This window comes from Enterococcus sp. DIV0183, assembly GCF_050541505.1.
Taxonomy (GTDB): domain Bacteria; phylum Bacillota; class Bacilli; order Lactobacillales; family Enterococcaceae; genus Enterococcus; species Enterococcus faecalis.
Map to the genome: position 1 here is coordinate 2,157,069 of NZ_CP172932.1, position 16,610 is coordinate 2,173,678.

Below are 16,610 nucleotides of genomic sequence, written 5' to 3' on the forward strand. Positions count from 1 at the left end.
TAATGTAGCATATTTTATCTGTAAACACCAGTGAAATTTAATGTCTTTCCTTATTTGTCTCTAATAGCAACAGCCGCAAGTAGGAATCAGATTCCTACTTGCGGCTGTTGCTAGTTTCTTCTTTATTTTCTCAATACGTCTCCGTATTCAGGTTTAGTATCAAATTCTTTTTTGGCAAATGGACATAGCGGAATAATTTTTTTATGCTCTTTTCTCGCTTTTTCAACACCTGCTAAAACAAGTTTTTCAGCTAATTTTTGTCCACGATAAGTTGGATCAACAAACGTATGATCAATAATCATCATGCTTTCGCCAGCATCTGACCAAGTCATTTCACCAATTTCTTGGTTTTCATCGTTATATAGAGCAAAACGATTGTTTTCTTCTTTAATTTGCATATTCGTTCCCTGCTTTCCGAATATATTTTAGAGCACCACTTGGACATGAATCTACCACAATCATGTCATTTTCAACACTTCCGTTATCTGGAATAATCCATGGTTTCCGACCAACTTCAAAGACTTCTGGATTTCCGCGAACACAATTACCAATATGTTCACAAATATCTTTATTATAAAAGATATCAATTCCTTCCCCAGTATATTTACGGTAACCTTCTTTTAATAGTTGTTCTTCCGTGACTGGTTGCCCATCTATTTGGTTTCCTTTCATTGCACAATCTCTCCCCTGTAACTTATTAATATTAAAAACGTACCTTTATTTTACCACTAAGCTGGACATTCAGGCAATTAATTGTTCCACCTTACTTGCCAATTCGACGAGCACGCAAAGCAGATAAGATTGACACAGTGTCCACGACTTCTTGTAGCATAGCCCCGATTAGCGCCGGAATGATCCCGGTACTAGCAATTAGCATTAGTAAAACGCAGATAAAAATTCCGATTAATACAGATTGTTTGGCAATTTTCATGGTATCTTGGGCAATTTCGACCGCTTGGCTGACTTTACTTAAGTCATCTTTTAAAATAACAACATCAGCAGTTTCACTAGCCGCAGTAGCTCCATGAGCGCCCATAGCAATACCTACGTCTGCAGCAGCAAGCGAAGGTGCATCATTTACACCATCTCCTACCATGATGACTGGATGATTTTCTTTAGGCAATTCTTTTAGAATAGTTAATTTATCTTGTGGTAAACATTCCCCATGTACTTCGGTAATTCCTACTTCTGCAGCAATCGTTTCTGCGACGGATTCTTGATCCCCCGTCAGCATTAAAATTCGTTGAAGATGTAATTGGTGTAATTTTTCCATAGTCTCTTTTGCTTCTGGGCGTACAGTGTCTGTAAAAGTAATTCGGCCTAAATATGTGCCATTACGTGAAATATGAATAGTCGTTTTATCAATTTTTTCAGTTGCTTGAGACTCTTGTGTCACAAAATTCTTTTTACCTACCCGTATCTCAGCACCATCCACAAATGCCTTCACGCCAGCACCAGAAACTTCCGCTAGATCTGTAATATTTTTTAATGGGACATCTTGCTTTCTGGCATAAGCAACAATTGATCTAGCTAAAATGTGACTTGATTCTTGTTCCACGCTTGCTGCCAATCCCACTAATTCAGCAGCAGTTATTTCAGCATTGATTGGTTGGACTTGATCAACAGAAAGTTGTCCTTGCGTAATCGTGCCTGTTTTATCAAACGCAATCGTTTTTGCAGAAGCTAATTTTTCGACCATCGTTCCCGATTTAATAACGACCCCATGACGACTTGAACGACCCATCCCTGCCACTAAAGCAATTGGGGCAGATAGAATTAAAGGACACGGCGAAGCAACAACTAAGACTTCCGCAAAACGTGTCGGACTTTTTGAAACAAACCAAGCAACACCTGCAATTAGGTAGGCAACTAGTGTAAAAGGTACCGCATAGCGGTCTGCTAAACGTACAAAATGAGCTGGTCGTGCCGCAGATTCTTTCACTAAGTTCACAATTGTTTGATATTGACTGTCGGCTACAGTTTTTTCAGCAACTATTTTCAAAGAGCCATCACCATTCACGGAACCCGACATTAATTCATCCCCAGGATTTTTTTCAATTGGTTTTGATTCTCCTGTTAATGAAGATTCATCGACTGTTGATGTCCCGGTTTTTACCAAGCCATCAACTGGAACTAGTTCCCCTGGTTTTACTACTAATTCATCGCCAACATTGATTTCCTCAACAGAAACATCTTCTAAACTTTCGCCATTCAAGCGATGAGCTTTTTGTGGCGAGTTATCCAATAATGACTTCAGCTCTTGGTTAGCTTTTCCAGCGGCATAGTCTTCTAATGAATCACCACCAGTCAACATAATTAAAATCATCAAACTGGCCCAGTATTCTCCCACAGCTAAGGTTGCAACGATAGCGGTAATCGCTAAAATATCGACACCATATTTTCCTTCACGTAAGGTTTGAATCATTTCCCAGAACATCATTAACGCCATTACAGAACCTGTTATTAAAATAATGCCATACGCCCAATTCGGCTGATGTAAAATAAATTCAAATAATAATGCCAAAACTCCTGTTATAATTGTAATCCCCAATTTTGTTACATGCTTCATCTCTTTTTCTCTCCCATCATTCACTTTACATTATTGAGCGTACCTTTTCTGTTTTGAAAAAGAAAGTGAAAACGCCTAAATGAAAACGACTTTCATTATCATGGGATAGTTGCTGTAGCAACGTTTACTTTCTGAAAAGTAGTTATGTAAAAAAACACAGACCATCGTTCATTCGCCGATGGTCTGTGTTTTTATTTCCAAAAATCATCAAAAATTGTAATGGGTAAATGCCGTTTGTGTTGTCCTTTTTTATACCAGTTTTCAATTGTTTGTTGATCTGTTTCCGAGACTTTTTTGCCTTCCAAATAGTCATCAATGGCATCATACGTGACACCTAAGGCAACTTCATCTGCAACTAACGGTTTGTCATCTTCTAGATCAGCTGTTGGTATTTTTAGATACAAGGCTTCTGGTGCCCCAAGTTCTTTCAGCAAAGCTTTTCCTTGGCGCTTATTTAAACGAAATAACGGTAAAATATCCGCTCCGCCATCGCCATATTTGGTGAAGAAAGCTGTGACATTTTCGGCTGCGTGGTCTGTGCCAATTACTGCGCCAGCATTTTCGCCAGCTACTGCATATTGTGTAATCATACGTTGACGTGCTTTCATGTTCCCTTTATTAAAATCGCTAATTTGAACGCCAGCGTTTTCTAGCGAACCAACCATTGCATCCACTGCTGGTTTAATATCCACTCGTAAAGAAACATCTGGCTGGATAAAGGCTAGCGCGGCTTGTGCATCAGCTTCATCTGCTTGCTCACCGTATGGAAGGCGAATCGCAATAAATTGATACGACATATCTCCTGTTTCTTCGCGCATTTCAGTCATCGCTAATTGTGCTAAGCGCCCAGCTAATGTTGAATCTTGTCCGCCACTAATTCCCAAGACAAAGGTTTTTAAAAAAGGATGTTTAGTTAAATAAGCTTTCAGAAAATCAATACTTTTACGAACTTCTTCTTTTGGATCAATTGTCGGTAAAACACCTAACTCTTGAATGATTTTTTCTTGAAGTGTTGTCATTTCTAGGCCTCCTTATTCACCGTTTCCGTTAAATGTTTAACGTCTTTACGCACTTTTTCCAATAAATTCATTTTGTGGTTCCAACAATCTGTTGAAAGGTCCACTGGATATTTCTGCGGATTCAAGTCCCGCTTGTATTCTTCCCAAAGTGAATCTAAATTTTCTTTTGCATATTGTTTAATTTCATCTAAAGTTGGTAATTCGTACACACGTTTTCCTTCAACGAAAATATCTTGGAGTACTGGCCGTGCTTCAAAATCACGGACATACTTATTAATAAAGGTATGAACGGGATGGAACATATAAATTTCTTCTTCTTGGCGAGGATCTTCGTTCCAAAGTGTCACATAGTCCCCTTCTGACTTTTTATCAGATTTACGTGTAATGCGCCAGACTTGTTTTTTTCCTGGTGTTGTCACTTTTTCAGCATTGCTAGATAGTTTAATGGTATCTTTCATTTGACCATCTTCACCTTCAATTGAAACTAATTTAAACACCGCTCCTAAAGCCGGTTGATCATAGGCGGTAATTAGCTTGGTACCCACGCCCCATACATCAATTTTTGATTTTTGCATTTTTAGATTCAAAATCGTATTTTCATCTAAATCGTTCGATGCATAAATTTTTGCTTCAGTAAAGCCTGCTTCGTCCAGTTGTTCACGAACTCGTTTAGAAATATAAGCCATATCGCCACTATCAATCCGCACGCCTAGGAAATTAATTTTATCACCCATTTCTCGAGCTACTCGAATTGCGCTTGGCACTCCCGCTTTCAAAGTATCATACGTATCAACAAGGAAAACGCAATCCCGATGTGTTTTGGCATACGCCATGAATGCTTCATAATCATTTCCATACGACTGAACCAATGAATGGGCATGGGTCCCACTAACCGGAATACCAAAAATTTTACCAGCACGAACATTACTTGTCGCGTCCGCCCCACCAATATAGGCGGCTCTTGTGCCCCAAATGGCAGCATCTAATTCTTGTGCTCGGCGTGTTCCAAATTCCAATAAAGGATCATCGCCAATCACGGATTTAATTCGAGCCGCTTTTGTCGCAATTAATGTTTGGAAATTCACCATATTTAGCAAGGCAGTTTCTACCAATTGACATTGTGCCAAAGGACCTTCAATTTGAATTAACGGTTCGTTATTAAAAACCAAATCCCCTTCTAAAGCAGAGCGTACAGTACATTTAAATTCAAAATTTGCTAAATACGTCAAGAAATCTTCTGGATATTCTTCAACTTCTCTGAGATATGCAATATCAGATTCTGTGAACGTTAAATTTTCGAGATAATTGACTAAACGTTCTAAACCTGCAAAAATTGCGTAGCCATGATTAAAAGGCATCTCTCTAAAGTAACATTCAAAAACAGCATGCAAATCTGCTCTCCCTAATTCCCAGTATGTTTGCATCATATTGATTTGATACATATCTGTATGCAATGTCAAACTATCATCTGCATATGTATAGTCCATCGTTTTCTACCTCTATTCTTTGTATTAAAAACTTGTTTATATTATAACAAAAAAATTTTTTTTAGCCTAAAATCTGCTTAGACCTCTTTTTCTTTAAAAATGAAAAACTTACTGAAGAAATAATTTAAAATCACTACTACAACTTGTGTAATCATTTTCGCCCAAAACGATGAAAAATGAATGCCATCAATTAGGAGAATCATTAAACCCATATCAGCCACAAAAGATAAAATTCGGTACCAATAAAATAAGCCCATTTCTTTAAAAAAACCAGCTATGCTTTCATGCTTACTTGCGAATACCCAATATTTATTCGTGAAAAAGGCAAATAGAACAGATAAAAACCAACTAATTGCGTTACTTATCTTGTAATCCAGCCCTAACACATTTTGACAAACAAAAAACACAACTAAGTTGACGACAGTCGTTGCACCACCAAAAAATAAATAAGCCAGTACTTCTCGGTATTTACGAAATAATTCTTTCAATTTTCACGCATCCTTTCAACTAATCATTTTATCAAACTTCGGCAAGAAAACCTATCTATTTTGTGTAAAGACACAATTCTCTTGCTAATTTTACTATTTATTAAGTATTTATGAAAAACATAGTAAGAGTAGAGGAAAAGTTCATCCATGAATGAACTTTTCCTCTACTCTTCGTCTAATAATATATTGACTCTATCGACCAATAAGTTAAATCAGCATTAGTCCTTTAGCTTAGGAAGTGCTATCGTTTGTCCTTCGGTTAATACAGAATACGTTAAGTCATTTGCCTGCTTGAGGGCGGTTAAGGAATAGCCCGTTTTTTTAGCAATTTTTGCGAGTGTCTCTCCTCTTTTTACTTCATAATACTCAGTAGACTCTGTTTTTGAGTCATTCGCTGTACCATTTGATTGCTCTGCTGTTTCCAAAGCATTAGTCACCGATTTACTGATTATTAGTGATTGAAGTAACGCTTGTTCTTTCGGCTCTAGAGAAGTCGCCGCTGTATGCTGAGGAATCGTGATTTTTTGGCCAATATAAAACATTTCTTGAGTCTTTGAATTTTGCTTTAAAATGGCTGTTGCTGACACACCAAACGTCTGGCTAATGGTGGCGAGAGAATCTCCTTTGCTTACTTCATAGATGACTGCTTCTTTTTTTAGCTGTTCTTTGACTGCTTCCTTATCAAACGAAGGTTTCTTTTCTTCTGCCAAATTAGTCACTACTGGTTTCTTCTTTTCTTGATCGTATTCAGTTAATTGATAGGTTTCAATCAACGCGTTTAATTTTTTATCGTAATATGTATCCGTTGCATAACGACCTGTTAAAAATTTTGTTGCCTGCTGATAATTCGTCGTGTTTGCTTTCAAAACGCCGTGATAAAACGTTGGATTACCAGCCAGCCCATTGATGATTAATTTACTATAGTCTGTTAATGACTCTTTATAGGATGGATACTGACGAAAATCGGCATGAATGGTGGTCATCTTCCCTTTACCATCATCTTCTTGTGTGGGAAAGCTGACACTTTGACCTTGATAAGCGCCTTTAATGCCAAACAAATTATAATTAGGCGGCGCTGCTAACGCACTATTGCCCGAGCCACTTTCTAAAATAGCTTGAGCTATCATGACAGAAGCGTATAGATCATGTTGCTGACCAATAACTCGTGCTTCTTCACCGATTTTTCTAATAAACTCAGAAGTAGAAGCATTCTCTTGGACAACAAAATTTGCCTCGGCTTGTTGTTGAATTCCTGCTTGCTTTTCCTTTTCTTGACTATTGTCTATCTCTGAATGTACCAACGGCTCTTTGGTCTTTTCAGTTAATGTAGAATTTTGTGGTTCCTGATTATGAGGCGGCTTTTCAGTGAGTGCTTTACGCTCTTCAGACGCTGGTTGCTCACTTTGTAACGATTCGGTTGGTTTAGTACTAGCAATTGGCTTTTCTTGTGGCGGTAAACTATTTTCAGATTCTGAAGGTTCCACATTATTTTCTGGATGGTCACTGGTGTCATTTTGTGTTGAGCTTTCTTGTTGTTCAGACGAACTTATTATTGTTTCGTTCAGCGTTGAAGAAGTAAGGGTTCCTTGATCTTGATTGGCTTGGTCCGCTCTTTTTTCTTCCAGCGATAGCTGTCGACTTTCGTCCCTCGTTTCGGTCTCTTCTTGAGCGATTAATGGTTCCGAATTGTAGTAACTGGCGCCCGCATAAATCCCTAAAATTCCAATACATACCAACTTCAAATATCTCGCCTTTCTTTTTTTCATCGCATTTCTCCTTCATTTACCTCTTTATTTCTGCTAATAACTGCTCTATCTGTTGGTACGTTCCTGTTGATTCATTCTTGATTGTCAGCATTTGTTCACAATAAGCTTGGTACTCTCTTGCCACTTGCTTCATGCGTGTTAAAGTTGCTAAACGTTGTTCCATTTCTTCATGAACTGTTGCAACTTGTTGTTTGGCTTGACTAATTGTTTCTTTTGCTTGACGTTTGGCTTCCAATAACACTTCGCCAATTTCTTTTTGAGAAAGCGTAACGGCTGTGTCTAAATTCTCTTCACTGGTCTGTCTCTGTTGCATCTTTTCTTCAGACAATTGTTTCTGTAAAGAAGTGATAGTTGTTTCTTTATCACTTAATGTTTCTTTAACATGTTTAAGTTGAACATCTTTTTCGACTACTTGTTTTTGTAATGCTTCCACTTCATTGGTTTGCATTAATAATTGCTCCGTTAGCTTTTTAATGGATTGCTGATATAGTTGATTTTCTTCTTCTAGTTTTTCAACAAAAGAAAATGATTCTTCTGACAGTTCAGTCGGCACTTGTTGCTGGACCTGCTTAACTTTTGCAGCTTGCTCTTTTGCATAAACAACCTCGTCATCAAAGCTTGCTTCCTCTGTTACCTTTGGTTGTGCTTTCATCGATTGTTCATTTTCAAAATCCGGCATCTTCTCATACTCCTCATCTTCATTGTTTTTAGTCAAAAATTGCCACATCTTTTTCTCCCCCTTCGTACCTTTTACACCGTTAACATATAGCCTTTTGAACGAATTGTTTTGATATATTGTGGTTTGTTCACATCTTGTTCAATTTTTTTGCGCAAATGGAAAATCACATTAGCGACACGATATTTTCGTTCATTCGCAGTATCTTTCCAGACATTTTTGTAGAGTTCTTCATATGTAATTGTTTGTCCTGCGTGTTTGTATAAATACTCTATTGTGAAAAATTCCAATTTTGTTAAAAGAATTTCTTCTCCACTTCCCAAGCAAACACTCAAATTTGGCGCAATTAAATACAATCTCTCAGAAAGATTCTTAGTAACTGTTTGTTCCTCGTTTGCAATAGCTAATTTAGGATAAAAACGTCTTTTTACACGTTGCAATAAATTACTCATGCTTAACATGCATTCTTGACGATCATAAGAATGATCAAAAACGCCATCTGCACCTAATTGTAAATAAATAATTCGATTGACTTTACTAATTACTTCTGTCCGAGAAAATAACCAAATCGGTAAATCTGACTGCTTGCGAATCGCCATTAATAACTCACAACAAGTATTTACTTGCTGGTGGTCAGTAACTTCAATCACTAATCCATCAATATGGTGCAAATGAAGAAGTATATTTGTTCCTTGGATGATCTGACATTCTACTTGATTACTAACAAACCAATTTTGACAGTATTCTTTTGTTTCAATTGTCAAAGGAACGACACCAATTGTATATTTTTCCATTTTTCCACCTCAATCTTCCTAATATTCCCCTTCAAAATATAATAATTTTTATTTATATTATATTAATAAATAAAAATTACCAACTACTAGTTTTCAAAAAATGATTGTTATTACTAAATTTTATCGAATAAAAACAAGGCTGTCTAGCTAAAACGAAGCCTTTAAATTATCATCTTTTTTGTTAATTGAGTAAATATTTGAGAAAACACCATAAGCAAAGATATTATTTAGATTATTTATTCTTTATGTAAAAAAAAGCTTACGATTTTTCAATCGTAAGCTTTTAGAATACTTTTTTATTTTTACATCATACCGCCCATGCCCATTGATGGATCCATCATAGGAGCTGGTGCAGCTGGTTCTGGTTTGTCTGCAACAACTGCTTCAGTTGTTAATAATAAAGCTGACACAGAAGCTGCATTTTGTAAGGCAGAACGAGTTACTTTTGTTGGGTCAACAATACCGGCTTCAACCATGTTTACCCATTCACCGTTAGCTGCATTGAATCCGATACCTAAGTCAACATTTTTTAGTTTGTCAACAATCACTGATCCTTCATAACCAGCATTTTCAGCGATTTGACGGATTGGTTCTTCTAATGCACGAACGACAATCTTGATCCCTGTTGCCACATCGCCTTCAGCTTCTAGCGCAGCGACTTTACCAATTACATTGACAAGTGCGGTACCACCACCAGAAACCATGCCTTCTTCTACAGCGGCACGTGTTGCATTTAATGCATCTTCAATTCGTAATTTTAATTCTTTTAATTCTGTTTCAGTTGCAGCACCGACTTTAACGACAGCAACCCCGCCAGCTAATTTAGCTAAACGTTCTTGTAATTTTTCACGATCAAAATCAGACGTTGTTTCGCCGATTTGGTTTTTAATTAAATGAACGCGGGCATCAATGGCTTCTTTTGAACCAGCACCTTCGACAATTGTTGTGTTATCTTTGTCGACAACTACTTTGCTAGCATTTCCTAAGTTTTCAATAGTTGTGTCTTTTAACTCTAACCCTAAGTCGTCAGTGATTACTGTACCACCTGTTAAAATAGCAATATCTTCAAGCATCGCTTTGCGGCGGTCACCAAATCCTGGCGCTTTTACTGCGACAACATTAAATGTACCACGGATTTTGTTCAATACTAATGTTGGTAGAGCTTCCCCATCAACATCATCCGCAATGATCAATAGTGGGCGGCTTTGTTGTAGAATTTGTTCTAATAAAGGTAAGATATCTTGAATATTTGAGATTTTTTTGTCGGTAATTAAGATATATGGATTTTCTAAAACAGCTTCCATTTTATCGTTGTCAGTAACCATGTATTGAGATAAATAACCGCGGTCGAATTGCATTCCTTCAACCACATCTAATTCTGTTTCAATCCCTTTTGATTCTTCAATGGTAATTACGCCGTCGTTACCAACTTTTTCCATTGCATCAGCAATTAATTGGCCGACTTTTTCAGAACCTGATGAAACAGCAGCGACTTGTGCAATCGCTTCTTTTGAATCAACTACAGATGAAATATTGTGTAATTCTTCTACTGCTGTTTTTGTTGCTAATTCAATCCCACGGCGAATACCTAATGGGTTAGCTCCAGCAGTTACGTTTTTTAAACCTTCACGAACAATGGCTTGTGTCAAAACAGTCGCTGTTGTTGTTCCGTCACCAGCAATATCATTCGTTTTAGAAGCAACTTCTGAAACTAATTTTGCACCCATGTTTTCAAAATGATCTTCCAATTCAATTTCCTTAGCAATTGTTACCCCATCGTTAGTAATCAATGGTGAACCAAATGATTTTTCTAAAACAACGTTACGACCTTTAGGGCCTAATGTCACTTTCACTGTATCTGCTAATACATCTACTCCGCGTAGCATTGCTGCACGTGCATCTTCTGCAAATTTAATCTCTTTTGCCATGATTTCTTCACCTCATAATTTTTTTCTTCTATTATATTATTCTGTAAAAGTTGTTTATTATTCAACAGTGGCAATAATGTCTTTGGCTGATACAATTAAGTATTCTACGCCTTCGTATTTCACTTCTGTTCCTGAATATTTTTCAAACATTACTGTGTCACCAATTTTTACTTCCATCGGAACTTTTGTGCCATTTTCAAGCACACGACCTTCACCTACTGCGATAACTTCACCTGTTTGTGGTTTTTCTTTTGCAACGGATGCAAGAACAATTCCTCCAACAGTTTTTTCTTCTTCTTTCGCGACTCTAATTACGACGCGATCGCCTAATGGTTTTAACACAATAAATCCCTCCAAATAAAAAGTTTTCGCTTATTTTAGCACTCGATACATAAGAGTGCTAACTCACACTATTTATAATACTCATTTCACTCTAAAAATGCAAGTCTTTTCTCTCTTTTTCTTGTCAATTATAAGATACGCATTTTTTATTGAGTATTCTTTTTTCATGGAATGTTTTTCCAATCCTTTAATTCATGGTAAAATAAATTGACTACGATTGGAGGCGAATAAAATGAAACAACGTTTACTTACAGCACTAATAGCAACATTCGTTTATTTTGTGATAGCGAATTTAGGAAATCTTGTTTTCAGTGTCACAGAAGGAATTGTTTCGACACTTTGGGAATCTCTTTTCTTTTTCTTATTCGTTTTTCTTTTATTAGGATATCGCAATAATCGTAAAAAATAATTATAGAAAGGATTAACCATGACCTTAAGAAAATCAAGTTTATTTATTTTAGTCACATACATTATCGCTTTTTTCGGGCCGTTACTTTTTTCGGGTATTTCCCCCAATGCAGCGATTAATGTGACAACTGCTCTCTACATTATTGGCGCCCTTGTAATGATTGGCATCTTTTTAAAAACAACAGAACCTTCTCCTTTAGAGGAAACAGCAACCTTGAAATCACCTATTTTTATTTTTTTACTAGGTGTTAGTGGGATTTTCATTGCCATGCTGATTCAAGGGGTTACTTTTGCCATTGAAGTAGCCATCACAGGAGAACAAGCTACTTCTCAAAATACACAAGCTATTGTAGCGGTGATTTTGGCAAATCCTTTATTTATTTTGGCAACTACTATCGGTGGTCCGATTATGGAAGAATTCGTCTTTCGTTATGCATTTATCCATTTAATCCAGCCTTTTACAAATTTCTGGATTGCGGCTACTGTTAGTTCGGCGATTTTTTCACTCGCACATGCCGATGGTCACTTTTTTGTTTATTTCTTTATGGGATTTTTCTTTGCTCTTTTGTACAAGCAAACTGGAAAAATTTGGACCTCAGTTATTGCCCATTGCGGCATGAATTCCTTGGTAATACTGATTCAATTAACCTTAGCACAGACAACGATCAACTAAAAAAGAGCATTATTTAAAGTTAGATTTTTTGGGACTAACTTTAGATAATGTTCCAAATTAATAACTCTCATTCAACAAATAATGTTGTATAATCAAAAAGGAGAACTTAACAATGAAATTTTTTAGTAAAATAAATTTTAAAATAATACTCCTATTAGGCTTTATAATACTTTTAATTGGAACGATTTTATCAGTAAATTTTATACCAGTTAGCACTAGTAATATGACGTATGAAGAAAAGAAGATTCTATTGAATGAGTTTGCGATTAATCTAAAATTAGGAAGACAGTTACAATTTATTTCTCTTCTTTTTTTCATAGTTGGAATTTATTTAAAAATAAAAAGAAAGTAATTGAAAGCAAAAAATAAAAGATTCAGAGGAAAAAATCCTTTGAATCTTTTATTTTTCTCTCATTCATTATCTCGAGATTTCTTTCACAATCTCTATTTTGAAAGGTCTTATATATCCAGCCCGCTGCATTGCATACGCATAATTATTTCCAAAACCTACTCCAAAATTGCCATCATAACCGTTTTGTTCCCACTTGAAATCAAAAATATCTGTAACCTTTGTTTGTGTCCAATAATTTCCATTGGCTTGTTTTCTATAAGAAACTGTATAGCTCACGCCCCTTAACGCTGTAAGCAAATGACCAGAATTAAAAGTATAACTTCCAGTAAACGAACCTGAAGTTCTTCCACCTCTGAAAGCTTCGGCTTTCAATCGCGAATAATAAGCAGTCACTAATTCTTCACCATCTACTATATTTGCCCACGTATCATTTCTATTGTAATAAGTAGGAGGCCGCCAACTAGGATTCCATGTAACATTATACAAAGAAGCAATAGCGTGATTCATGTAATTTGCAGTTTGCCAATGTCCTCTACGTTGCACTAACAATATACCAGCTTTGTATGCACTAAGTGCCGTAGCATACGCGGGATTAGCAGGTGTTATTGTTCTTGTAGTAATTCTATTTTCAGGCAAAACCTGAAGTTCATTGTTTTGGACTTCTGAAGATACTTCTTTCATGTAGTTATCCAAAAGAGCACTTTGCTCTTCATCATACTTGGAAAGTTCAGTTAAAGACTCATTTAAAGATTTATTAAAACTTTCCTCTGATTCTAACTCATTAAATATTCTAATAACACCATCTAAGTAATCTTTATTCGATTCTTCTCTTGCGATAGCAGCACTAATCAAATCTTGATTTTCTGTTGATATGGCGTAATTATTCTCAGCAGCAGAAACCGGCACAACATCACACATTAAAACAACAACCCCTAAAAAAACGCTTACAATTATTTTCCTCAAAAAATCACTCCTTATTCTTTTATATATCTAACGTAACATATTTATAAAAAAAAAGACAATACATATTAAGTTTATCATTTATAAAAAAACAACAAGAACTACTTTCGTTATTTTTTTTTAATAATTTAAAAAATTAAAAATAACTTTTTTATTCATTAACACAAGTTAATCAACCTTTTATCATAGTAAAAACGAAAAGAAAGATGAATTTTACGTAAATAACAGAAAAAGCTAATCTTATTCATAAATAAGATTAGCTTTATTATTTTATTCCTTTTTTGTAAAAACAATAATATTATTTCACTCATTCAAATACGACCTTAAATCTCTTTTTTAGTCTTCTTCTTCCAATAATTCATTGTCATGATGTAAGAAATAAATTAATGTTTGTAATTCGTTGGTTAAGTCAACATTTTGAATTAATACTTCAGGTGGCGCTACTAAACGCGCAGCCGTAAAGTTTAGAATTCCTTTAACCCCTGCTTCGGCAAGTTTGTTCACAACTTCTTGCGCTTTGCGAGCTGGAATAGTTAAAATAGCTACTTCGATTTGTTGAACACGGATTTGTTCCATCATATCTTCCATTGGATAAACCGGAATACCGTCAACAATGCGTCCCACAATATCTTCATTCACATCAAATGCGCAACTTACACGAATACTGTTGCTTTGATGGAATTTGTACTTTAATAAAGCACTTCCTAAATTACCAACCCCGATTAATGCGACATTGGTTAACTCATCTTCATTCAATGTTTTTGCAAAAAAGTTCATTAAGTTTTCAACATCATAGCCGTACCCACGTTTACCTAATTCACCAAAATATGAAAAGTCACGACGAATAGTCGCACTGTCTACTTGTACCGCTTCACTTAATTCAGTTGATGAGACTTTATTTTTTCCTGTATCATGTAACATTCTTAAGTAGCGATAATATAAAGGAAGGCGTCGCGCCGTTGCTTTTGGAATAACTTGATCTTTCACAATTGGACCTCCAATACTTTCACTTAAATCTTATCCATTAACATAATAGCAGTTTTTCACAATAAAAAGCAATTCTATGGCTCAAAAATAGCATTTTTCTTCAAAAGTTTGTGATAAAAGGTATAAACCTTCACAAAGCATTTTTTGATACGTGCTATTTTAGCAGATTTTATGCTACACTAAGGGCAATGAATTTAGAAATGAGGACTACTGATGATTTTATTACAAGCAAATCAAGTTGCCCGGCATTTTGGCTCGGAAACATTGTTTGAAAACATACATTTAGAAATTGCAACAAAAAGTCGGATTGCCTTAGTTGGTCGTAATGGTGCTGGAAAATCGACTTTTTTAAAAATCATTGCAGGCATTGATGCTCCCGATAGCGGAACCATTGCCAAAAATAAAACTGCTACGTTAGGTTATTTAGCTCAAAATACCGGCTTAGAATCAGATAAAACCGTTTGGGAAGAAATGACAAAAGCCTTTGCTGACATCCTAGAAATGGAACAGCGTATGCGAGAATTAGAAACTAAAATTAGTGAAATGGATCCAACCACTTCCGTTTATGAAGGAATTTTAAAAGAGTACGATCAATTGCAACATACGTTTTCTGAAAAAAATGGCTACGGCTATGAAAATGAAATTCGTTCAGTCCTTCACGGCTTTGGCTTTGATGAATCCTTTTACACGAAAGATATTCAAACCTTATCTGGTGGTCAAAAAACCCGGCTTGCATTAGCGAGAATGCTTTTACAAAAACCAGACATTTTAATTCTGGACGAGCCTACAAACCACTTAGATATCGAGACGCTTTCTTGGCTGGAATCTTATTTGCCAAGTTATCCCGGCGCCCTATTAATTGTTTCCCACGATCGTTATTTTTTAGATAAGGTAGTTAATGAAGTTTATGAACTGAGTCGCAAAAAAATGACTCACTACAAAGGAAACTATTCCAAATACTTAGAGTTAAAAGCAGAACAATTAGCCAGTGAATGGAAAGCGTATGAAAAGCAACAAGAAGAAATCAATAAGTTAGAAGATTTCGTTGCCAAAAATCTGGTTCGTGCATCTACAACGAAACGTGCACAAAGTCGCCGAAAAGTATTAGAAAAAATGGACCGTTTAGACCGACCTCAAGGAGATGAAAAATCGGCGCATTTTCTTTTCGATAGTGAAAAAGTCTCGGGAAATGTTGTTTTACAAGTCGAAGATGCCGCCATTGGTTACGACCAAGAACATATTTTATCCGAACCTATTCACTTGGATATTCGTCGCAAAGAAGCCATTGCCTTAGTCGGACCGAACGGAATTGGTAAATCCACTCTCTTGAAATCAATTATTGACCGCATTCCTTTCATTAAAGGAAGTAAAACTTTTGGCACCAATGTTTCTGTAGGTTACTATGACCAAGAGCAAGCCAATTTACATGGCAATAAAACGGTCCTAGCGGAATTATGGGATGAACACCCAATCACACCTGAAAAAGAGATTCGAAGTATTTTAGGCGGCTTTCTCTTCAGTGGAGATGATGTTGAAAAAACGATTCCTTTATTAAGTGGTGGCGAAAAAGCCCGTGTGGCATTAGCAAAATTAGCGATGGATCGTGACAATTTCTTGATTCTCGATGAGCCAACCAACCACTTGGATATCGATAATAAAGAAGTTTTAGAAAATGCGCTGATTGATTATGAAGGAACCATCCTCTTCGTTTCCCATGACCGTTACTTTATCAATCGAATTGCAACAAAAGTTGTTGAGCTTTCTGAAAAAGGCAGCAAACTTTATTTAGGCGACTATGATTATTATTTAGAAAAGAAACAAGAGGAAGAAGAAATCGCTGCCCTCTTAGCTAATGAAGAAGCGGCGAAAAAACCCGAACCAGTTACAGCCAAAAATACCTTTTATCAAAACAAGGAGCAACAAAAATTACTCCGTACTTTGCAAAGAAAAATAACACAAGTCGAAGAAAATCTTGCTCAGTTAGATACGACAATTGCACAATTAGAAGCACAAATGAGTCAACCAGACATTCTAGAAAATCATGTTGAATTGCTGGCTTTAAACCAACAATTAGATGACGCTCGTCAGCAACAAGATGAACTACTTGAGCAATGGGAAAATTTCAGTTTAGAATTAGAAGAAATGGAAAATAACAATTAAC

Annotated in this window: 17 protein-coding genes; 4 read left to right on the top strand and 13 right to left on the bottom strand. The window is 36.1% G+C overall.

The window, feature by feature from the left end; translation table 11 throughout:
• Positions 1-122: 122 nt before the first annotated feature.
• From IGK72_RS10460 to groES, 11 genes are all read right to left on the bottom strand, one after another.
• Positions 123-398 carry a GNAT family N-acetyltransferase gene (locus tag IGK72_RS10460; RefSeq protein WP_002356545.1) on the bottom strand — a complete coding sequence of 92 codons (276 nt, stop codon included), beginning with the start codon at positions 396-398 and terminating at the stop codon, positions 123-125.
• The gene (locus IGK72_RS10465) at positions 388-672 is read right to left on the bottom strand and encodes a (4Fe-4S)-binding protein (protein ID WP_002356543.1); all 285 of its coding nucleotides are present in this window, start codon (positions 670-672) and stop codon (positions 388-390) included. Before IGK72_RS10465 ends, IGK72_RS10460 begins: the two co-directional genes overlap by 11 nt.
• Before the next feature lie 91 nt (positions 673-763).
• Entirely contained in the window at positions 764-2,593 is a 1,830-nt protein-coding gene (locus IGK72_RS10470) for a heavy metal translocating P-type ATPase (RefSeq protein WP_165548624.1), read from the bottom strand.
• A gap of 167 nt (positions 2,594-2,760) precedes the next feature.
• Positions 2,761-3,588, bottom strand: a complete 828-nt coding sequence (gene nadE, locus IGK72_RS10475; protein WP_002356540.1) for an ammonia-dependent NAD(+) synthetase — start codon at positions 3,586-3,588, stop codon at positions 2,761-2,763.
• A 2-nt stretch (positions 3,589-3,590) separates the two neighbouring features.
• Positions 3,591-5,075, bottom strand: a complete 1,485-nt coding sequence (locus tag IGK72_RS10480) for a nicotinate phosphoribosyltransferase (RefSeq protein WP_002356538.1) — start codon at positions 5,073-5,075, stop codon at positions 3,591-3,593.
• Positions 5,076-5,152: 77 nt separating this feature from the next.
• The gene (locus IGK72_RS10485; RefSeq protein WP_002367164.1) at positions 5,153-5,563 is read right to left on the bottom strand and encodes a GtrA family protein; all 411 of its coding nucleotides are present in this window, start codon (positions 5,561-5,563) and stop codon (positions 5,153-5,155) included.
• Between the two features lie 218 nt (positions 5,564-5,781).
• A complete protein-coding gene (locus IGK72_RS10490) occupies positions 5,782-7,329 on the bottom strand; it encodes a glucosaminidase domain-containing protein (protein WP_002397087.1) in 1,548 nt (515 codons plus the stop codon).
• A 16-nt stretch (positions 7,330-7,345) separates the two neighbouring features.
• Positions 7,346-8,056, bottom strand: a complete 711-nt coding sequence (locus IGK72_RS10495; protein WP_002359600.1) for a hypothetical protein — start codon at positions 8,054-8,056, stop codon at positions 7,346-7,348.
• 23 nt (positions 8,057-8,079) lie between these two features.
• Positions 8,080-8,799 carry a response regulator transcription factor gene (locus tag IGK72_RS10500; protein WP_165548626.1) on the bottom strand — a complete coding sequence of 240 codons (720 nt, stop codon included), beginning with the start codon at positions 8,797-8,799 and terminating at the stop codon, positions 8,080-8,082.
• Positions 8,800-9,101: 302 nt separating this feature from the next.
• Positions 9,102-10,727, bottom strand: a complete 1,626-nt coding sequence (groL, locus tag IGK72_RS10505) for a chaperonin GroEL (RefSeq protein ID WP_002362559.1) — start codon at positions 10,725-10,727, stop codon at positions 9,102-9,104.
• A 57-nt stretch (positions 10,728-10,784) separates the two neighbouring features.
• On the bottom strand, positions 10,785-11,069 hold the full coding sequence (gene groES / locus IGK72_RS10510; protein ID WP_002356531.1) for a co-chaperone GroES: 285 nt from the start codon (positions 11,067-11,069) through the stop codon (positions 10,785-10,787).
• A 232-nt stretch (positions 11,070-11,301) separates the two neighbouring features.
• On the opposite strand from groES, the gene IGK72_RS10515 reads away from it, so the two are divergent.
• The 3 genes from IGK72_RS10515 to IGK72_RS10525 all read left to right on the top strand — a co-directional run bounded on the left by IGK72_RS10515 (position 11,302) and on the right by IGK72_RS10525 (position 12,502).
• Positions 11,302-11,478 (top strand): hypothetical protein, encoded by a 177-nt coding sequence (locus IGK72_RS10515; protein ID WP_002356530.1) that lies wholly within the window; start codon positions 11,302-11,304, stop codon positions 11,476-11,478.
• An 18-nt stretch (positions 11,479-11,496) separates the two neighbouring features.
• A complete protein-coding gene (locus IGK72_RS10520; RefSeq protein ID WP_023894750.1) occupies positions 11,497-12,150 on the top strand; it encodes a CPBP family intramembrane glutamic endopeptidase in 654 nt (217 codons plus the stop codon).
• A 112-nt stretch (positions 12,151-12,262) separates the two neighbouring features.
• Entirely contained in the window at positions 12,263-12,502 is a 240-nt protein-coding gene (locus tag IGK72_RS10525) for a hypothetical protein (protein WP_002404859.1), read from the top strand.
• Between the two features lie 66 nt (positions 12,503-12,568).
• Here IGK72_RS10525 and IGK72_RS10530 read toward each other — a convergent pair whose 3' ends face one another.
• The gene (locus tag IGK72_RS10530; protein ID WP_002404858.1) at positions 12,569-13,420 is read right to left on the bottom strand and encodes a hypothetical protein; all 852 of its coding nucleotides are present in this window, start codon (positions 13,418-13,420) and stop codon (positions 12,569-12,571) included.
• 378 nt (positions 13,421-13,798) lie between these two features.
• Positions 13,799-14,449 (bottom strand): redox-sensing transcriptional repressor Rex, encoded by a 651-nt coding sequence (locus tag IGK72_RS10535; RefSeq protein ID WP_002359595.1) that lies wholly within the window; start codon positions 14,447-14,449, stop codon positions 13,799-13,801.
• A 213-nt stretch (positions 14,450-14,662) separates the two neighbouring features.
• On the opposite strand from IGK72_RS10535, the gene IGK72_RS10540 reads away from it, so the two are divergent.
• Complete coding sequence (locus IGK72_RS10540; protein WP_165548628.1) at positions 14,663-16,609, top strand: ABC-F family ATP-binding cassette domain-containing protein; 1,947 nt, start codon at positions 14,663-14,665, stop codon at positions 16,607-16,609.
• Position 16,610 lies beyond the last annotated feature (1 nt).

What these genes read in the sequence shown, in the direction of transcription:
- IGK72_RS10460 (WP_002356545.1), bottom strand. Translation starts at nt 398, where the DNA reads ATGCAAATTAAAGAAGAAAACAATCGTTTTGCTCTATATAACGATGAA.
- IGK72_RS10465 (WP_002356543.1), bottom strand. Translation starts at nt 672, where the DNA reads ATGAAAGGAAACCAAATAGATGGGCAACCAGTCACGGAAGAACAACTA.
- nadE (WP_002356540.1), bottom strand. Translation starts at nt 3,588, where the DNA reads ATGACAACACTTCAAGAAAAAATCATTCAAGAGTTAGGTGTTTTACCG.
- IGK72_RS10480 (WP_002356538.1), bottom strand. Translation starts at nt 5,075, where the DNA reads ATGGACTATACATATGCAGATGATAGTTTGACATTGCATACAGATATG.
- IGK72_RS10490 (WP_002397087.1), bottom strand. Translation starts at nt 7,329, where the DNA reads ATGAAAAAAAGAAAGGCGAGATATTTGAAGTTGGTATGTATTGGAATT.
- IGK72_RS10495 (WP_002359600.1), bottom strand. Translation starts at nt 8,056, where the DNA reads ATGTGGCAATTTTTGACTAAAAACAATGAAGATGAGGAGTATGAGAAG.
- IGK72_RS10500 (WP_165548626.1), bottom strand. Translation starts at nt 8,799, where the DNA reads ATGGAAAAATATACAATTGGTGTCGTTCCTTTGACAATTGAAACAAAA.
- groL (WP_002362559.1), bottom strand. Translation starts at nt 10,727, where the DNA reads ATGGCAAAAGAGATTAAATTTGCAGAAGATGCACGTGCAGCAATGCTA.
- IGK72_RS10515 (WP_002356530.1), top strand. Translation starts at nt 11,302, where the DNA reads ATGAAACAACGTTTACTTACAGCACTAATAGCAACATTCGTTTATTTT.
- IGK72_RS10520 (WP_023894750.1), top strand. Translation starts at nt 11,497, where the DNA reads ATGACCTTAAGAAAATCAAGTTTATTTATTTTAGTCACATACATTATC.
- IGK72_RS10525 (WP_002404859.1), top strand. Translation starts at nt 12,263, where the DNA reads ATGAAATTTTTTAGTAAAATAAATTTTAAAATAATACTCCTATTAGGC.
- IGK72_RS10530 (WP_002404858.1), bottom strand. Translation starts at nt 13,420, where the DNA reads ATGTGTGATGTTGTGCCGGTTTCTGCTGCTGAGAATAATTACGCCATA.
- IGK72_RS10540 (WP_165548628.1), top strand. Translation starts at nt 14,663, where the DNA reads ATGATTTTATTACAAGCAAATCAAGTTGCCCGGCATTTTGGCTCGGAA.